The sequence below is a fragment of the [Clostridium] citroniae WAL-17108 genome (genome assembly GCF_000233455.1).
GTDB classification, from domain to species: domain Bacteria; phylum Bacillota; class Clostridia; order Lachnospirales; family Lachnospiraceae; genus Enterocloster; species Enterocloster citroniae.
The window spans coordinates 50,635-69,540 of record NZ_JH376435.1 but is presented as its reverse complement, the minus strand read 5'-3'; the positions used below and the strand labels follow the sequence as shown (position 1 = coordinate 69,540).

The 18,906-nt window shown below is 49.3% G+C and carries 17 protein-coding genes, 3 tRNA genes and 1 rRNA gene; all 21 read left to right on the top strand.

Features of this window, described 5'->3' with window-relative positions; translation table 11 throughout:
• Window positions 1-430 (top strand): 23S ribosomal RNA (locus HMPREF9469_RS29895); the annotation flags it as partial.
• A gap of 94 nt (window positions 431-524) precedes the next feature.
• Window positions 525-596 (top strand) — tRNA-Gly (locus HMPREF9469_RS29890).
• Between the two features lie 182 nt (window positions 597-778).
• Window positions 779-1,150 (top strand): IS66 family insertion sequence element accessory protein TnpA, encoded by a 372-nt coding sequence (tnpA, locus tag HMPREF9469_RS29885; RefSeq protein ID WP_007871491.1) that lies wholly within the window; start codon window positions 779-781, stop codon window positions 1,148-1,150.
• Window positions 1,144-1,500, top strand: coding sequence for an IS66 family insertion sequence element accessory protein TnpB (tnpB, locus tag HMPREF9469_RS29880; protein WP_040417818.1), 357 nt, complete (start codon window positions 1,144-1,146; stop codon window positions 1,498-1,500). The genes tnpA and tnpB overlap by 7 nt, the downstream gene beginning before the upstream one ends.
• A gap of 88 nt (window positions 1,501-1,588) precedes the next feature.
• Window positions 1,589-3,127 (top strand): IS66 family transposase, encoded by a 1,539-nt coding sequence (gene tnpC, locus HMPREF9469_RS29875; protein ID WP_007871487.1) that lies wholly within the window; start codon window positions 1,589-1,591, stop codon window positions 3,125-3,127.
• A 407-nt stretch (window positions 3,128-3,534) separates the two neighbouring features.
• Window positions 3,535-4,764, top strand: coding sequence for a DUF3798 domain-containing protein (locus HMPREF9469_RS29870; protein ID WP_007871485.1), 1,230 nt, complete (start codon window positions 3,535-3,537; stop codon window positions 4,762-4,764).
• 150 nt (window positions 4,765-4,914) lie between these two features.
• Window positions 4,915-6,498, top strand: a complete 1,584-nt coding sequence (locus HMPREF9469_RS29865) for a sugar ABC transporter ATP-binding protein (protein ID WP_040417845.1) — start codon at window positions 4,915-4,917, stop codon at window positions 6,496-6,498.
• On the top strand, window positions 6,491-7,585 hold the full coding sequence (locus tag HMPREF9469_RS29860; RefSeq protein WP_007871481.1) for an ABC transporter permease subunit: 1,095 nt from the start codon (window positions 6,491-6,493) through the stop codon (window positions 7,583-7,585). Before HMPREF9469_RS29865 ends, HMPREF9469_RS29860 begins: the two co-directional genes overlap by 8 nt.
• A complete protein-coding gene (locus HMPREF9469_RS30925) occupies window positions 7,578-9,065 on the top strand; it encodes an ABC transporter permease subunit (protein ID WP_007871479.1) in 1,488 nt (495 codons plus the stop codon). The genes HMPREF9469_RS29860 and HMPREF9469_RS30925 overlap by 8 nt, the downstream gene beginning before the upstream one ends.
• Window positions 9,066-9,283: 218 nt before the next feature.
• The gene (locus HMPREF9469_RS29845; protein WP_040417839.1) at window positions 9,284-10,006 is read left to right on the top strand and encodes a DUF554 domain-containing protein; all 723 of its coding nucleotides are present in this window, start codon (window positions 9,284-9,286) and stop codon (window positions 10,004-10,006) included.
• A 35-nt stretch (window positions 10,007-10,041) separates the two neighbouring features.
• On the top strand, window positions 10,042-11,217 hold the full coding sequence (locus HMPREF9469_RS29840; RefSeq protein ID WP_007871475.1) for an aminotransferase class I/II-fold pyridoxal phosphate-dependent enzyme: 1,176 nt from the start codon (window positions 10,042-10,044) through the stop codon (window positions 11,215-11,217).
• Between the two features lie 7 nt (window positions 11,218-11,224).
• Window positions 11,225-11,761 (top strand): VanZ family protein, encoded by a 537-nt coding sequence (locus tag HMPREF9469_RS29835; RefSeq protein ID WP_007871473.1) that lies wholly within the window; start codon window positions 11,225-11,227, stop codon window positions 11,759-11,761.
• Window positions 11,758-12,507 (top strand): tRNA pseudouridine(38-40) synthase TruA, encoded by a 750-nt coding sequence (gene truA, locus HMPREF9469_RS29830; RefSeq protein WP_007871471.1) that lies wholly within the window; start codon window positions 11,758-11,760, stop codon window positions 12,505-12,507. The genes HMPREF9469_RS29835 and truA overlap by 4 nt, the downstream gene beginning before the upstream one ends.
• On the top strand, window positions 12,504-13,688 hold the full coding sequence (locus tag HMPREF9469_RS29825) for a cation diffusion facilitator family transporter (protein WP_007871470.1): 1,185 nt from the start codon (window positions 12,504-12,506) through the stop codon (window positions 13,686-13,688). The genes truA and HMPREF9469_RS29825 overlap by 4 nt, the downstream gene beginning before the upstream one ends.
• 36 nt (window positions 13,689-13,724) lie before the next feature.
• On the top strand, window positions 13,725-14,255 hold the full coding sequence (locus tag HMPREF9469_RS29820) for an RNA polymerase sigma factor (protein ID WP_007871468.1): 531 nt from the start codon (window positions 13,725-13,727) through the stop codon (window positions 14,253-14,255).
• 125 nt (window positions 14,256-14,380) lie between these two features.
• A tRNA-Gln gene (locus HMPREF9469_RS29815) sits at window positions 14,381-14,452 on the top strand.
• Window positions 14,453-14,544: 92 nt separating this feature from the next.
• Window positions 14,545-15,576 (top strand): lysylphosphatidylglycerol synthase transmembrane domain-containing protein, encoded by a 1,032-nt coding sequence (locus HMPREF9469_RS29810; RefSeq protein WP_007871467.1) that lies wholly within the window; start codon window positions 14,545-14,547, stop codon window positions 15,574-15,576.
• A gap of 153 nt (window positions 15,577-15,729) precedes the next feature.
• Entirely contained in the window at window positions 15,730-16,407 is a 678-nt protein-coding gene (locus tag HMPREF9469_RS29805; protein ID WP_007871465.1) for a YczE/YyaS/YitT family protein, read from the top strand.
• Between the two features lie 215 nt (window positions 16,408-16,622).
• Window positions 16,623-16,694, top strand: a tRNA-Gln gene (locus HMPREF9469_RS29800).
• 143 nt (window positions 16,695-16,837) lie between these two features.
• Complete coding sequence (locus HMPREF9469_RS29795) at window positions 16,838-18,070, top strand: acetate/propionate family kinase (RefSeq protein WP_007871463.1); 1,233 nt, start codon at window positions 16,838-16,840, stop codon at window positions 18,068-18,070.
• A gap of 87 nt (window positions 18,071-18,157) precedes the next feature.
• Window positions 18,158-18,898: an acyl-[acyl-carrier-protein] thioesterase gene (locus HMPREF9469_RS29790; protein ID WP_007871456.1), complete on the top strand. Its 741-nt coding sequence runs from the start codon at window positions 18,158-18,160 to the stop codon at window positions 18,896-18,898.
• Window positions 18,899-18,906: the final 8 nt, after the last annotated feature.

Below are 18,906 nucleotides of genomic sequence, written 5' to 3'. Positions count from 1 at the left end.
CCAAGAGTTCACATCGACGGAGTGGTTTGGCACCTCGATGTCGGCTCATCGCATCCTGGGGCTGTAGCAGGTCCCAAGGGTTGGGCTGTTCGCCCATTAAAGCGGTACGCGAGCTGGGTTCAGAACGTCGTGAGACAGTTCGGTCCCTATCCGGCGCGGGCGTAGGATATTTGAGAGGAGCTGTCCTTAGTACGAGAGGACCGGGATGGACAGACCGCTGGTGTATCTGTTGGCTTACCAAGGCCATGGCAGAGTAGCCAAGTCTGGACGGGATAAACGCTGAAGGCATCTAAGCGTGAAGCCCCCCTCAAGATGAGATATCCCATCGCAAGAGTAAGACCCCTTGAAGAAGACGAGGTAGATAGGTTAGAGGTGGAAGTGCAGTAATGTATGTAGCTGACTAATACTAATCGGTCGAGGGCTTAACCAAAAGGTTTAGGGGAAAAGAAGGAAGTTTCAATTCGGTTTTCAATATGTGGTTTTGAAGGTATGTATGATACCTGATAACTAAATAATAAGTAAATGCGCGAGTGGCTCAGTGGTGGAGTATCGCCTTGCCAAGGCGAGGGTCGCGGGTTCGAATCCCGTCTCGCGCTTTTTTTGTTTACTGGAATTTCTTGATTATTAAGAAATTCCAGTTTTTTATTTGCCTAGTTTTCTTGCTTAATTCGTAAGCGTCAAATAACAGAGTGTATTTCTTTTTCTGCCATAATCCGCGATAATTAGTTTTAGAGTTTTGAGAGTCTACTCTTAAAACTCTAAAATACGGAGGTATGTCATGGAAGAATTATCAGCAAAGACACAAATCAATATCCAGAAATGGCTGGAAGTCATTCACCGCTGCCGCGACAGTGGGCTTTCAAACAAGCAGTGGTGTGAAGAGAATGGCATTTCCTTGAAAAGCTACTACTACTGGCTTGCAAAGATCAGGAAATTGGCGATTGAGGACCTTCCGTATAGGCGCTATGCAGGATCTGTTTCCACTGAAGTACCGGAGACTACCGTGTTTGCATCCATTCCGGTTATCAGCCATTGCTCTTCCAATCCCGCACCGGTTATCATCCGTGCCGGCAGTGCAGTGATAGAGATCGCTGCGGATACGCCAGCTTCCCTGATCCAGTCAGTCCTTCTGGCTGCATCCAGATGTTAGGGGATCTTTCACGGGCAGAAACGATTTACCTTGCCTGTGGATATACCGATATGAGGAAATCCATAGATGGCCTTGCTTCCATCGTCCAACAGAACTTCCGGCTGGATCCGTTCTCCAACATTCTCTTTCTCTTCTGCGGCCATAAACGTAACCGTATGAAGGCACTGTTTTGGGAGGGGGACGGTTTCGTCCTCCTGTACAAGCGTCTGGAGAATGGGAATTTCCAATGGCCAAGAACCCCGGCGGATGTACGCCGGATATCCGCTCAAGAGTTGCGCTGGCTGCTGGAAGGACTGTCCATTGACCAGCCAAAGGCGGTAAAGAAGCTGCATCCGAAATCGATCCTTTAAAGTGGCTGAGAAGCTTGTAAATACTGGCTTCTCAGCCACTTTTATGCTATACTAAATACAGTTAGAATACGAAAAGGAAGCGATTTCCATGGTCAACGCAACACCGATCTCCGCATTAGAAAACCGCATTACAGAGCTGGAAAAAGAAAATCTTCTCCTACAGGAAAAGGTGGCTTTCCTGACCCGTAAGCTTTATGGCAGGTCAACCGAGCAGACATCCTCCCTTGATATCGAGGGACAGATGTCTCTTTTTGATGAAGCGGAAATGGAGTCCGATCCGAAAGCTGCTGAACCGGATATGAAGGATGTTGCTTCCTATCGGCGCAAAAGGTTCCCAGGTCAGAAAGAAGAACGGCTGAAAGACATCCCTCATGAAAAGAAACTCTGCACGCTTGCAGAAGAAGACCGTTTCTGCCAGGCCTGCGGTTCACCGCTTGTTTCGGTGGGAGAGGAATTCGTCCGGACGGAAATCGAGCTCATCCCTGCCAGGGTACGTGTGATTGACTATTATCGTGAAACATTCGAATGCAGGGAGTGTCGTAAGAACGGGAAAGCATATATGGAGAAATCCCCCATGCCTTGTCCGGTCATCCAGCACTCTTATGCGTCCCCTTCCACGGTTGCCTGGGTTATCCATCAGAAGTATGAGCTGGCCGTACCGCTGTACCGTCAGGAAAACGAATGGAACGATCTTGGTGTGACCTTAAGCAGGGCAACCATGTCCAACTGGATCCTTGCCAGTTACCGGGACTGGCTGTCTCCGATTGTCGGGCTTTTACGGAAAAGACTTCTGGAACAGGGATACCTGCACATTGACGAGACGCCGGTACAGGTGCTGGGTGAAGCCGGAAGGAAGAACACCACAGATTCCTATATGTGGGTATACTGCTCCATAAAGGAAAGCAGCCATCCCGTCAGGCTGTTTGATTATAAGCCGGGACGCAGCGGGACTTTCCCCCGGAAGTTTCTGGAAGGTTACCACGGATACATCCACACAGATGCTTATAAAGGCTATGAAAAAGTATCCGGGATTACCAGATGTTACTGTTGGACACACCTTCGCAGATACTTTGTGGATGCTCTTGCGAAAGATACGGAAAGCCGGGAAACAACGATTCCGGCACAGGCCATCCGCTACATCAATAAGGTGTTTGAGATTGAGAAAAAACTGGAAGTCCTGTCTCCCCAGGGCAGGAAGGAACAGCGTCTGATACAGGAAATGCCTGTATTAGAGGCCTTTTGGTCGTGGGCGGAAGAGGCATTTGCCGGAATCCTTCCAAAATCCAAACTTGGAGAGGCATTTACCTATGCCTTCAACCAGAGAAACGGATTGATGAATTATCTGCTGGATGGGAACTGCGCTGTCTCAAACAATCTTGCTGAGAACTGCATCCGTCCCTTTACGATAGGGCGTAAGAACTGGCTGTTTTCTGGAAGCCCCAAAGGAGCAGAAGCCAGCGCAGGGATCTATACACTGGTTGAAACGGCAAAAGCGAATGGACTAAACCCCAGAAAATACATCCAGTATATTTTGAGTGATATCCCCGGAACAGCATTCCTGCAGTATCCGGAATTTCTGGAAGACTATATGCCATGGGATCCTGTCATACAAAAAATATGTAGATAACTGCCAACCTTGAGAATATCAGAAGGTTGGCAATTTTTCTATACACTCTGTTATTTGACGCTTACCTTAATTCTTGCTCATTTGATTGCCCACGTTACCTCATAAAAATAATTTATTATGGTAGTTTTTCCTTCACAAAATTAATGGTTTACATAAATGTAAAAGATGCATAAAATTTTCTTTTATTTGGTGATAATCAGAATTATTTGGTTTTTTGGTCAACAATAAAATATAATTTAAAGAGAGATGATATAAAAACGTAAATGTTGCACATTTTCAGTAGACATAAACCATTTTTATATGGTATAATTTTGAACATAACTTTCATCATAAGAAGGGGCGAAGAAAAAGCTTTGTAACCTGCTTGGAAAAGTTAGAAGAAAATGTTTATTAAAAGGAGAGAGAGCATGAAAAAAAGATTACTGAGCCTTACACTGGCGGCCGCTATGGCATTCTCACTGGCAGGATGCCGCAGCGCAGAGCCTGCAGCAACTGAGGCGCCAACCACAACCGCAGCTCCTGCAACCACTGCAGCAGAAGGCGGAGAGACGGACGCAGCTGAGGGAACTGAGACAGAAGCGCCTGCTGCTGATTTTAAGATTGGTATCATCACAGGTACTGCTTCCCAGGGTGATGAGGAGATTACACAGGCCAACAAGATGAAAGAAAAGTATGGCGACATGATCGTTACCTCTACATATCCGGATAATTTCTCCACTGAGACAGAGACCGTTATCTCTAATGCGGTAGCGATGGCCTCTGATCCGGCTGTAAAGGCAATCGTATGGTGCCAGGCCATTCCCGGAACAGCCGCAGCCATTGATAAGGTACGTGAGACACGTCCTGACATGATCTTTATCGCAGGTACTCCAGGCGAGGATCCAGGCGTTATCAATCCGAAGGCTGATATTGTTTTACAGGTAGATGAGCCGGGATGCGGCATCGTGATTCCTCCTCAGGCAAAGGCACAGGGAGCCAAGACCATGATCCATTATTCCTTCCCTCGTCACATGAGTTATGCCCTGATCGTTGCACGTCATGAGAACCTGAAGAAATACTGTGCAGAGAACGGCATTGAGTTAGTTGACGTAACTGCTCCGGACCCGACCGGTGATTCCGGTATCACAGGCGCTCAGCAGTTCATCCTTGAGGATGTTCCGCGTCAGATTGAGAAGTATGGCAAGGATACCGTATTCTTCACAACCAACTGCGGTATGCAGGAGCCATTGATCCGTTCCGTATTTGAGCAGGGCGCAATCTACTCCTTACAGTGCTGCCCATCCCCATTCCATGCATTCCCGGCTGCACTGAATATCGATATGGCCGGACATGAGGCTGATGTGGATTACATGTTAGATCAGCTTCAGGCAAAGGTTGACGAAGCCGGCATGAACGGAAGAGTTTCCACATGGGGTGTTCCATGTAACATGCTGTTTGTTGAGGCCGGTGTGGAGTATGCTAAGAAGGTATTAGAGGGACAGACCAATGGTGTTGTACTGGATGATCAGGTACTTCGTGATACCCTTCAGGAGTGCGCAGGTGAGATCCAGATGACCATTGACAATTATGTAGATGACAGTGGTAATGCAAAAGACAACCATTACCTGGTAATGGCAGACTTCGTTACATTTGAGTAATTCATACATATTGTAAGAATTCATTGTATCTGTGGTTTCGCCGTCCTGCATTGGCAGACGGCGAAACCTTTTTAAGGCGGCGTGGAGTTTTTAAAGAAGTCCGAAGGAAAAGAGGTTGTGAACTTGGATAATACACAGTATGTCCTGGAAATGGATCATATTACAAAAGAATATTCCGGTAACCAGGTACTCAAAGGAGTTAACCTGCACATTAAGCCAGGTGAAATCCATGCTCTCATGGGTGAGAACGGAGCTGGAAAATCTACACTCATGAATATTTTATTTGGAATGCCGGTCATTCACTCCACCGGTGGATTTGGCGGATCTGTGAAAATGGCAGGCCAGCCGGTGAATATTGATACTCCATTAAAGGCAATGGAGTTGGGAATTGGAATGGTTCATCAGGAGTTTATGTTGATTCCTGGTTTTACCGTAACGGAGAATATAAAGATTGGACGTGAAATTAGTACCCCGAATCTGGTCAGCCGTATCTTTGGCAAATCCATGGAAAGCCTGGACGCTGAAGCGATGGCAAAGGATGCAAAAAAAGCCCTTAAGACTATAGGGTTACAAATAGAAGACTATGTAAAGGTAGCCGGCCTTCCGGTTGGCTACATGCAGTTTATTGAGATCGCCAGGGAGATTGACAAGACCGGCATCCGTTTGCTGGTATTTGATGAGCCCACCGCAGTACTTACAGAGTCTGAGGCGGACCGTCTGCTGGAAGCCATGCGTGTGATCGCTTCCCAGGGGATTGCTATTATTTTTATCACCCACCGCCTGGACGAGGTGATGGCAGTGGCGGACGGCATGACCATTCTCCGCGATGGCGAATTTGTGGCTCACAGGGAGATCAAGGATACCAATGTGGTGGAGATAGCAGAGCTTATGATCGGCCGCAAGGTGGAGAAGCTGGTGGATACAAGCGAAGAGGACAGGCGCATTATCAATGACACGAACATTGCAGTGAGCATGAAGGACTATTACGTGGATATGCCGGGCGAGCAGGTAAAGGGGATCAACCTGGATATACGCAAAGGGGAGATCTTTGGGATTGGAGGTCTGGCAGGCCAGGGAAAACTGGGGATTCCCAATGGTATTATGGGACTTTATAAGGCCGAGGGACAGGTGATGATCAATGGTGAACCGCTGAACCTGGAAAAGCTGGGATGCGCCCTGGAGCATAAGATTGCCTTTGTATCAGAGGACCGCAAGGGGGTTGGCCTTTTGCTGAATGAGAGCATTGAGCACAATATCATTTTTTCAGCCATGCAGACCAATAACAAATTCCTTAAAAAGGTTCTATGGATGCGGCTCTTTGACGGCAAGACAGCCAGAGAGCATGCGCAGGATATGGTTAAGCGCCTGGATATACGCTGTACAGGTATCCGCCAGGCAGCCGGAAGCCTTTCAGGCGGTAACCAGCAAAAGGTATGCCTGGCCAGGGCGTTAACCCTGGAACCGGATATCCTTTTTGTATCCGAGCCCACCCGCGGTATTGATATCGGTGCCAAGAAGCTGGTGTTGGAATATCTGTCAAAGCTGAACCGCGAACAGGGAATGACGGTTATCATCGTATCCTCTGAACTGGTGGAGCTGCGCTCCATCTCTGACAGGATCGCCATTATCTCAGACGGGAAGCTGTCCAGGATCTTAAGTCCTGATGCTCCTGATGCGGAATTTGGTCTGGCTATGTCAGGCACAAAAGTGAAAGGAGGGGAGGATCATGAGTAGTAATCCTGTAAAATCAGCAGTGCAGAAGTTTGGTCTGCCCCGTATCATCATTGTAGGCTTTTTTATCTTTTTGGTGATTGCTGCAGGCGGATTCCAGATGAACCTAATGCAGCTCTTAAGCGACTGTGTCCGCAGATGGGGAATGTTCGGTATCCTGACACTGGCCATGGTCCCTGCGGTACAGTGCGGAATCGGCCTGAACTTTGGTATTTCCATGGGGATTGTAGGCGGCCTGTTGGGCGGTCTGATCGTGATTGAGCTTGATGTGGCCAGGATCCCCGCCCTGGTGGCGGTTAGCCCCATGTTTGGAATGTGGGTGTCCGTGCTGGTCGCCATTGTGATCGGTGTGATCCTGGCCACCGGGATCGGATACCTGTACGGCCTTCTCTTAAACCAGGTAAAGGGTTCTGAGATGACTGTAACAACCTATGTGGGTTTCTCGATCATTGCCTTCATGAACATGCTCTGGATGCTTCTTCCCTTCCAAAACGGCGAGCTGAAATGGCCCAACGCAGGCAAAGGGCTGAGGAATACCATCTCCCTGTCCACATCCTTCAGCGGCGTCATGAATGATACATTATCCTTTAAGATCGGTAAATTCACAGTGCCTACAGGCCTGCTGCTGTTTATGTTTTTTATGTGCCTGTTAGTGTGGCTGTTTATGAAATCCAAGACAGGTATGGCCATGTCGGCAGCAGGTTCCAATCCCATGTTTGCAAAAGCAGCCGGTATTAATGTTAACCGGATGCGTCTGGTGGGAACCACACTTTCAACCGTTCTTGCCGCAGTCGGCATTATTGTATATGCCCAGGGATTTGGATTCATGCAGCTTTATAACGGCCCCATGATGATGGGCTTTAACTCGGTAGCAGCCGTGTTGATCGGCGGCGCCTCACCAAAGAGGGCAAGGATTTCCAATGTACTTATCGGCACATTCCTGTTCCAGGGAATCCTGGCGCTGGGGCTGCCGGTGGCAAACCAGTTTATCCCGGAAGGAAACCTGTCGGAAGTAATGCGTCTGATCATCTCCAATGGTATCATCATCTACGCATTAGCACAAACGAAAGAAGGTGATGGACGTGAATAGAAAGAAAACATTGGACGTGTTATTTAAGAATAAGGTAGTCATTCTGTTCATCATCCTGTGTGTGGGCGGAACCATTGCCTCCAAACAGCCCCTCACTTTTGTAATACCGGAGTTGTTTACACGTATTGCCCGTAACTCATTTCTGGTGCTGTCCCTGATCATACCGGTTCTGGCTGGTATGGGACTGAACTTTGGTATTGTAATCGGAGCCATGGCAGCACAGGTAGCCATTTTCCTGACCACTTACTGGGGATTTGTGGGAATTGGCGGCTTCCTGCTGACCGTTGCAATCGCCACGCCCATCGCTATTTTCTTCGGCTTTTTGGTTGGAAAATTGTTCAACCATATGAAGGGGGCGGAGATGATCGGCGGTCTGGTCCTTTCCTACTTTGCGGAAGGTCTGTACCAGCTGCTGTTCCTGTTCATATTCGGCGGAGTGATCCCCTTATATAATCCCACGCTGATGATTGCAACAGGCGTTGGCGTTAAGAACACCATTGACCTTAAGGATACGGTCAAGTATGCACTGGATACGGTTCCTATGCTGACCATCATCGAGATCGGGTTCTATCTCTGTGTGATTGGCATGATTGCCTCCGTTATCATTAAGAAGTCAAAGAAACTGGAGATCAACTGGAAGGCAACCACGATCAAGCTGGTTCTGGCAGCTGCGGTTTACGGCATGACCTTTGTGCCCGTGATCGAACAGTTCCTGGCAACGGACCGTCTGCTCCTGCTCAACGCTATTGAGCTGAGCTGTGCCGGAACACTGATCTGGCAGGTGTGGAAGTTCCTGGCATCCAGGTTTATCTATAAGAAGGAGTTTAACGGAAAGAAGGCAGTTGTCAACTGTGTGCTGGCAGCCGCTGTATACGGACTCACCTATATACCCGCTATTTTCAAAGTCCTGATTGTGGTGCATCTGCCTGTTATGACCTATCTGTGTATTGCCGGTCTGTGCTTCTTTAACACAGCCCTTATGCGCACACGCCTGGGGCAGAATATGCGTACGGTTGGACAGAGCCGCACGGTTGCCAATGCAGCAGGCATCAATGTTGACAAGACGCGCATTATTGCCATGATCTTCTCAACCGTGCTGGCAAGCTGGGGACAGCTGATCTTTCTTCAGAACGTGGGAACATTTTCCACCTACGGCGCACATACCCAGGTGGGACAGTTCGCCATTGCAGCCCTGTTAGTTGGCGGCGCTTCCGTACAGAAGGCCAACAACAGGCAGGCGATACTAGGTATCATCCTGTTCCACACACTGTTCATCGTAGCGCCTTTGGCCGGCAAGGAACTTTTTGGAGATCCGGTGATCGGAGAGTATTTCCGTGTGTTCGTATCTTACGGCGTGATCGCTATGGCACTGGCAATGCATGCATGGAAAAAGATTGTGAAACCATCCACCATGCCGCCGCCACCTGCAGGCGCCCTGGGAGGGACGGGAGGCAATCCCAGCCCGGGAACAGGCGCTTAGATCCGGGCGTATTAAAATAAATTAAACATCAAAGGGACAGGAAGTTTCCACCAGGAGGCTTCCTGTCTTTTCCTGTCTTGTCATATTTGGAAAATTGTACTATAATAGGCAAAATGGGCGGTTGAATCAGAAAAATGCGCAATATTACCTCCAAAAAGCATTTTGCCTGCCCCAACAAGATAAAAAAATGAAGATTAAAAGAACAGGTAGGGATGATGATGGCTGGATTAGGGACAATCGTGAATGTAGGGGCGATCCTGGCCGGATGCCTGGTGGGCATGCTGTTAAAAGGCGGGCTGCCAAAGCGTCTGCAGGACACCATTTCCAGCGCAGTGGGACTGTGTGTGGTATTTGTGGGAGTAACCGGGGCCATACAGGGATTGATGACAATATCCGGTGACGGCTTTGAGACGCGGGATACCCTTGTGACCGTTGTTTGCATGGTGGCGGGAGCTGCCCTTGGAGAATGGATCAATATTGAATATAAACTGGAGCAGCTGGGAGAGTGGTGCAGGTCCAGGATTCCCGGCGGTCAGAAGTCAGGAACCTTTACAGAAGCCTTTGTCAGCAGTTCCCTTCTTTTTTGTGTGGGAGCCATGGCTATTGTAGGTTCCCTGGAGGATGGGCTGAATCACAATTACAGTACATTGTTTACAAAGGCCGTCATGGACGGAGTGCTTTCCATTGTATTTACGGCAGCCCTGGGGATTGGAACAGCTTTTTCCGTATTTCCCGTGGGCATATACCAGGGAAGCATGACGGCCCTGGCCGGGCTGGTAAAGCCTTACCTGACGGAACTGATGATCGTCAGGATGTCCTGCATCGGCTCCATCTTAATCTTTGGCCTGGGACTTAATCTGGTCCTGGGAAGTAAAATAAAGATCGGAAACCTGCTGCCGGCTGTATTTTTGCCGCTTTTAGTATGCCTGCTGGGATTTTAAGTATAGATACGGATATAATAGGGAGGATGAAAAAGATGAGATTTGCAAAAAGAATGGATTGTTTCGGGGAGGGGATTTTCTCCAAACTGGCAGTGATCAAAAAGGAAAAGATGGCAAAGGGGGAGGAGATCATTGACCTGAGCATCGGTGCGCCCAATATCCCTCCGGCTCCTCACATAAGGGAAGCGCTTTGCAAAGGGGCGGCGGATCCCTCTAATTATGTGTATGCCATCAGCGACAGGAATGAACTTTTAGATGCCATTGCAGGCTGGTACAAAAGCAGATATGGGGTGGAACTGGATCCCCAAAGGGAGATATGCTCCCTGCTTGGATCCCAGGAGGGCCTGGCGCATATTGCACTGACCATGGTGGACGAGGGGGATATGGTGCTGGTTCCGGATCCCTGTTACCCTGTATTTGGCGATGGGCCAAAGATCGCGGGAGCGGACCTGTATTACATGCCCCAGAAAAAGGAAAATGGTTATATCATTCAGCTGGATGAGATTCCTGAGGATGTGGCTCAAAAGGCAAAGCTTATGGTGGTTTCATACCCTAATAATCCCACCACTGCCATGGCTCCGGATTCGTTCTATCAGGAACTGATCGCATTTGCAAGAAAATATGATATCATTGTGCTCCATGACAATGCGTACAGTGATCTTGTGTTTGATAACAGGACATGCGGAAGCTTTCTGCGCTTTCCCGGCGCAAAGGAAGTGGGGATCGAGTTCAACTCCCTGTCCAAAACCTATGGACTGGCCGGAGCAAGGATCGGCTTTTGCCTGGGCAATGAAAACGTGGTGTCCCGATTAAAGCTGTTAAAGTCCAATATGGATTACGGCATGTTCCTCCCCATACAGGAGGCGGCCATTGCCGCTGTTACCGGCGACCAGGGCTGTGTAAAGACAACCATGAAGGCGTATGAAACGCGCAGGAATAGTATGTGCGATGGGTTTACGCGGATCGGATGGAAGATGGAGCGCCCTGTGGCCACCATGTTTGTGTGGGCTGCCATCCCGAAGCATTACAAGACTTCGGAGGAATTTGTCATGGATATGGTGGAGAAAGCAGGGGTCATGGTGACTCCGGGCAGTGCCTTTGGTCCCTCCGGAGAAGGATATGTGCGCCTGGCTTTGGTACAGGATGAGGAAGCTTTGAACAGGGCAATTGAGGCCGTGGACCGAAGCGGGATTTTGAAGGAACAGGAGTGAGGGCCGGATGGCGCAGGGGGAACAGGGACGGAAGGAAATGAACAACAGGAAAACATCCGGCGGGCTGCGGAATGCATGGCTGTGGGTGCTGGTTGTGTATATCGGAATTATTTACGGTAATTCCCTGACACCTGCCAGTATTTCCTCCCGGCAAAGCGGATTTTTGCTGGAACAATCCCACCGCTTCCTGGAACTGCTGGGATACGACAGCGCCTGGCTGACGGAACATATCATAAGGAAAACAGCACATTTTGTAGAATATGCAGGATTGGGCTGTATTCTCTGCGCCTGGTTAAGGACATGGATCCCAGGCGTCAGGAGATTGAGGACAGCGGGGGAAATGGCCTTTATAGTCCCCTTTGTGGATGAGACTATCCAGCTTTTTGTTTCCGGCAGGTCCGGACAGATCAGCGATGTGTGGCTGGATTTTTGCGGGGTGATGTGCGGCCTGCTCCTTGCCGCTGCTTTGGCGGGATGGAGGGGAAGTAAAACAGATCGTAGTAAAAAAGACCGAAGTAAAAAAGATAGGAGTAATACAGGATGAACTATGTGATATGGCTGTCCTATGATGGCACCCGTTATGACGGATGGCAGAAGCAGGGGAATACGGACAGAACGATCCAGGGAAAGCTGGAGGAGATACTTAAGCGTCTGGATGAGACTCCTGTTGAGGTGAGGGGATCCGGCAGGACGGACGCCGGTGTCCACGCCCTGGCACAGGTTGCTGATTTCCGGCTGAACCGGGAAATGGCGCCCAGGGATGTGATGGAATATCTGAACCGGTATCTTCCCGAGGATATCGGGGTATGGAAAATAGAAAAAGCTCCAGAGCGGTTCCACAGCCGTCTGAACGCGGTGAGAAAGACCTACCGGTATCAGATTGAGATGGGGCCGAAAAAGGATGTGTTCCAGAGGGGATATTATTATGGACTGGGCCTGGAACTGGATGTGAAGGCCATGGAGCAGGCAGCTGACCTTCTCACAGGAACCCGGGATTTTAAAAGTTTTTGCGGCAATAAGAAAATGAAAAAATCCACGGTGCGCACATTGGAGTCTGTTCAATTTGAGCGCATTGGAGATACAAAGCTTCATATATCATTTACCGGAAATGGTTTTCTCCAGCAGATGGTGAGGATCCTGACCGGCACATTGATCGAAGTGGGGCTTGGAAAGCGGCAGCCCGGTGATATGAGCCGGATTCTGGAGGCAAAGGACCGGCAGGAGGCCGGATTCACGGCACCCTCCCAGGGGCTGTTTCTTGAAAAGGTAGAATACGGAGAATTGAGATGACAGATTTTTTAGTAAAACATTTTGTGAAAAATTATGACCAGGTGGACGAGATCCAGGTGCGGACACAGTACGGCACGCTGGCCAGCATGGTGGGAATCGGCTGTAATATGCTATTGTTTGCAGCCAAGCTGTTCATCGGAGTGCTGGTGAACAGTATCTCTGTTATGGCGGATGCATTTAACAACCTGTCTGATGCGGCTTCCTCCATCATTGGTTTTATTGGGGTGAAAATGGCGGAAAAGCCTGCAGATGACGATCACCCCTTCGGACACGGAAGGATTGAGTATATCGCGGCATTTATTGTGGCCTTCCTGGTTATCCAGGTGGGATTTTCGCTGTTTAAGACATCCATCGGCAAAGTATTCCATCCGGAGCTTATGTCCTTTAGATGGATATCCATCATTATCCTGCTTCTTTCTATCGGCGTAAAGCTGTGGCTTTCCCTGTTTAATAAAAGGCTGGGGAAGAGGATCAATTCCAAGGTCATGCTGGCAACTGCGGCGGACGCCATGGGGGATGTGGCAACCACTGCGTCCACCATATGTTCCATTGGCATCTATGGGGCCTTTGGCCTTAATGTGGATGGCATTGTGGGCCTGATTGTTTCCGTGGTGGTCATGGTCGCGGGAGTGAATATTGCAAAGGATACCCTTGCTCCTTTGATCGGGGAGGGAATCGACCCTGAGGTCTACGAGGAGATCAGCAATTTTGTGGAGGGATTTGACGGTATTGTGGGAACCCATGATCTGATCGTACATAATTATGGGCCCAGCAGAAGCATGGCTTCCATCCATGCAGAGGTCCCCAATGACTGTGATGTGGAATACAGTCATGAAATTATCGACCGGATCGAACGCGAGGCCATGCGGCGTTTCCATATGCTGCTGGTCATCCATATGGACCCTGTGGAGACACATGATGAGAGGGTCATGGAATTTAAGGATATGGTGGCGGAGGTTCTGGAAAATATTGACAGCCGCCTGGCGTTCCACGATTTCAGGATGGTAGACGGGCAGGAGAGGATCAACCTGATCTTTGATTTAGTGGTTCCCTGGGAATATAAACAGGCTGTCCAGGGTAAACTGAAGGCAAGGATTAGCGATGAAGTAAAACAGCGGGACAGGCGGTGCGAGTGCGTCATTACCGTGGAAAACAGCTTTATGTCGGGTAACAGGGAGTAACGGTACCAGGCTAATCCCCGGAAGGGGGACGGGTAGATGTCACAGGAAGAAATGATAAAGGCCATGGGTGAAGGGGATCGGGAGGCTTTCAGGGAATTTTACCAGGAAACAGTGCGTCCGGTCTACAGCTTTATCCTATCACTGACCAAAAGCCCTTATGAGGCCGAGGACCTGGTGCAGGAAACCTATTTGAGCGTATGGACCAAGGCGGACTCCTATGTTCCCCAGGGAAAGCCTTTAGCCTGGGTATTTACCATTGCCAGGAATCTGTGCTATATGAGATTTAGGCAGCAGAAAATGATGTCGGACATGGCCCTTGATGACCTGGAGGGAAAGGAAGAGGGAGTATACTGCGAACCCCTTGAACAGGCGGCTGACCGAAAGGTGCTTCTGGACGCCCTGGGAAGGATCAGCAGGGAGGAACGTCAGATCGTGCTTCTCCACGCAGCGGCCGGCATGAAGCACCGGGAGGTGGCGGAAGCGCTGGAGCTGCCGCTGGCAACCGTGCTGTCCAAATACAACCGGTCCATGAAAAAACTTCAGCATATCCTGAAATATCCCAGCTGACATCCTGCTGACATTCCGGCTGTATGATGTCCGAGATATATTGTCCGAACTATATTTTGGATAAATTTTCAAAATATACTTGACGAAATCAAATCTGTAGTATATAATAACTTTCGTTGTGTTGATGGGCTATCGCCAAATGGTAAGGCAACGGACTCTGACTCCGTCATTTCAAGGTTCGAATCCTTGTAGCCCAGCTCGCGTTTATCATCCCGTAAGAGAACCTTCTTGCGGGATTTTTTGCTATATTCCCGGTATTGTCCGGGGTGACCGGGAAAAGGGGAAGCCTATGTCCAAGAGAAAGAAGAATATGATCAATGGGGCATTTTTGCTGATCGTATTTCTGCTGACCATTTACAGCGTGTTTAAAGGGGAAGATTTAAGCGATATCGCAGAAACCATTACCGAGGCCAAGACGTTTTATTTGATAATGGGAGTTGCATGTGTGGTATTTTTTATATGGGCTGAATCCGCGATTCTTCACTATCTGTTCGGCACCCTGCATATAAAAACAAAGAGAAGGACCTGCTTTATGTATTCTTCAGTGGGGTTCTTTTTCAGCTGCATCACTCCTTCCGCAGGAGGAGGCCAGCCGGCCCAGGTGTATTACATGCGAAGGAACATGATCCCGGTGCCTGTGGCTACCGTGGTGCTGATGGTGGTCACCATTACATATAAATTAGTGCTGGTTATAACGGGATGTCTTCTGGTCCTGTTTGGCAGAGGATTGCTGAACCGCTATGTCTGCGAGGCCATGCCCGTATTCTATCTGGGACTCACATTGAATGTTGTATTCTGTCTGGCCATGCTGATCCTGGCCTTCCATACTTCCCTTGCCAAGAATATTGTGATGAAGCTGCTGGGATTTCTTGTCAGGCTGCACATTCTGAAGGATAAAACTTCAAGGACAGAGCGGCTGAACATGACCATGGATCATTACAATGATACGTCCGCCTATCTGCGGCAGCACAAGGAGGTTTTGATCCGTGTGATGTTTCTCACCTTTTGCCAAAGGACGGCCTTATTTTCTGTTACATATTTTGTGTATAAGGCATTTGGACTCACAGGAACACATATGGCTGCCCTGATCCTGCTTCAGTCAGCCATATCCATATCCGCAGATATGCTGCCCCTGCCCGGGGGCATGGGGATCAGCGAGCATTTATTCCTGACCATCTTCGATCCCATCTTTTATGGGGACCTGCTCCTTCCTGCCATGGTCCTGTCCAGGGGGATCGCCTATTATGTGCAGCTGGTTTTCAGTGCAGCCGTGACACTGATCGCCCATATCCTGATTGATAAAAGGCAGAGAAGAGCCTAAAAAATTTTTAGGTATCATGAAAATATTTGTGAATATTGCTGAAAATCAAGAGAGAAGTTGGTCAGTATGCCAATTGTGGAGGGGATTTGAACGTGCTATGATAAATATATAAATAATTTTTGGCCATGCCAAAAAAATTAGAGGTGCGGGCACGTGAAAAATTCAGATATGTTAAAACGTTATGGAATGTTTATCGCAGGAGTTATATTCAGTGCATTGGGAATTAGCCTTATTACAAAAGCAGGGCTTGGGACATCGCCGATTACCAGCCTTGCTTTTGTATTGACCTTTATTTTCCCCCACAGTCTGGGGGTGTTTACCATGATGGTAAATTCCGTCATGTTCATCATACAGGTGGTCCTTTTGGGAAAATCCTTCCAGAAGATCCAGCTGCTCCAGCTTCCGGCCGCTCTGCTTTTTTCCGTCTGTATTGATGGCTGGCTGCGTCTGCTTTCCTATTGGCAGACCGGCGGATATGTGGGAGAAATACTGATGCTGCTTCTGGGCTGTGTTTTTTTGGGACTGGGGATTGCCCTTGAGGTTATACCAAATGTCCTGATCCTTCCGGGAGAGGGCCTTGTGCGCGTGATCGCAGGTCTTACAGGCTGGAGATTCGGCCATGTAAAGACAGGTTTTGATATGAGTATTGTGGCCAGCGCAGTTGTGGTGTCAGTCCTGGTCAAGGGTCAGGTGCTGGGAATCCGTGAAGGCACCGTGATCGCCGCCCTGATTGTGGGAAATATTTCCCATTTCTTTATTGAAAAGGTTTCGGCTGCTTTGGCAGGCTGGATTCCGGATTATTCCGAGGCCACGGACGCAATGACCTCATAAGGATCCGATAAGGATCCGGGCTGTTGTAAAGGGAACAGAGGACAAAACAGGGATTATTGAAAAAGGATTGAAACAGGGTATTAAAAAAATATCAGAAAAATTAAAAAAGTGCTTGACTAAATGGCACAATATGGGTATAATAAATTCCGCAGCTGACAGTTAGGCGCCAGGCAGTAAGCTGGTCCCGGAGACTGGAAGGTGCGGGGAATTTATAATGGGCTATCGCCAAATGGTAAGGCAACGGACTCTGACTCCGTCATTTCAAGGTTCGAATCCTTGTAGCCCAGTTCAGGTAAAGTCTTTAAATATAAGGGAGGATCCTTGTATTTAAAGGCTTTTTTGATGATTGTTTTTGACACCATCCAGAAACTGGTATATAATTTTTTTAACCATACATTGTTTGTACAACCAGGGGGAAGGTGGGATTCACATGAAGATTCTTGTTATCAACAGCGGAAGTTCCTCACTGAAGTTTCAGGTCATTGATTCGGAGACTGAGAGGGTACTGGCAAAGGGGCTATGCGAGCGGATTGGTATTGACGGCCGGTTTACCTACAGGACGGATACCGGCATTTCCCTAAAGGAACAGACGGCCATGGAAAACCATACCCAGGCTGTGCACATCATACTGGACACCTTAACAGACCCTGAACAGGGAGTGATCAGTAAGTTCGGGGAGATCGATGTGGTTGGGCACCGCCTGGTCCATGGGGGGGAGAAGTTTACCGGTTCCGTGGTCATTACCCAGGAGGTCATCCAGGCCATGACAGAGTGCAATGACCTGGCGCCGCTGCACAATCCGGCCAATCTGGTGGGGGTGGAGGCCTGCCGCACTTTGATGCCGGATACCCTGATGGTAGGGGTGTTCGACACGGCATTTAACCAAACCATGGAACCCAAGGCGTTCCTGTACGGACTGCCTTACCAGTATTATGAGAAGCATAAGATACGCAGGTATGGATTCCACGGCATCAGCCACCGATATGTGTCCCGCAGGGCGGCCCAGTTCATGGGGCAGGATCCCGGCAGGGTAAAGACCATTGTCTGCCATCTGGGCAATGGAGCCAGCATCTGCGCTGTAAAGTACGGGCAGGTGGTGGACAATTCCATGGGCTTTACGCCCCTGGAGGGCCTGGTGATGGGAACGCGGTGCGGGGATGTGGACCCGGGTGCCCTGGAATTCCTCTCCAAGAAGGAAGGGCTGGATTTCCAGCAGATCATGACCATTCTCAATCAGGAGTCCGGCGTGCTGGGCATTTCCAAGAATTGTTCCAGCGATTTCAGGGAACTGAAGGACGCGGAGATCAAATACCATGAAAAGGCTGCCCTGGCAAGGGAGATATTTGCGTATAAGGTGGCCAAATATGTGGGCAGCTATGCGGCTGCCATGAACGGGGTAGACAACATTGTCTTCACAGCGGGGATCGGGGAAAATGACTCCGATATCCGTGAGGAGATCTGCAGCTATCTGGAGTATCTGGGCATTGCTATTGACGAGTTAAAGAACCGGGAGGAGGGGGAGGCTGTGAGGATCTCCGATGCCTCCTCAAAGGTGAATGTGCTTGTGATCAAGACCAATGAGGAACTGGAGATCGCCAGGGAAGCGGCAACCGTGGCAAAGGGACTGAAAAAAAGGCCTGAAAAGGTTGGAAAAGGTTCCTGAAACCCGCTTGTATTAAAGGCCATATGTATGATACAATGGCCAGAGGAATGATTCCGGTGTCAGACCGGTTTGGACAACGAGGTAACTATGTATACATTTAACAGCAGGGTCCGTTACAGTGAGACGGACGAATACGGACAGCTTTCCCTTGTGGGAATCATTAATTACATGCAGGACTGCAGTACCTTCCAGTCGGAGGACGCCCGGGTGGGGGTGGAGTATCTGGACAGCAACCACAAAGCGTGGCTTTTGTCTTCCTGGCAGATCATGATCGACCGTTATCCGCGGCTGGGAGAAAAACTGGTGGTGGGCACGTGGCACTGCTCCTTCAAAGGCATTTACGGGTACCGTAATTTTGTCCTTCTGGACGGGGAGGGCAGACATCTTGTGAGGGCCGGGTCTGTGTGGTTCCTTTATGACACAGAAAAGAATACGCCCATCCGGGTGCATCCCGAGGATACGGCCCCCTACGGAAAAGCGGAGGCGCCCCTGATTCTGAGCCCTGCGCCCAGGAAAATACCGGTGCCTGATCACTATGGTGAGGGAAAGCCCATTGTGGTGGCAAGGCACCATATCGATACAAACCACCATGTAAACAATGCCCAGTATGTGGACATGGCCAGGGAATCCATACCGGAAGGGCTTAGAATCAGGGAAATACGGGCAGACTATAAGAAAGCGGCAGTTTTGGGGAATGTGATCATCCCCCGTGTAAGCCAGGGGAGCGCTCATGAGTGGACGGTATCCCTGGACGACAGTGCAACACAGGATACTTATGCAGTCGTATGGCTGCAGACGGAGCCGCAGATGCAGGAAAAACTGCGTTAGACGAAAGA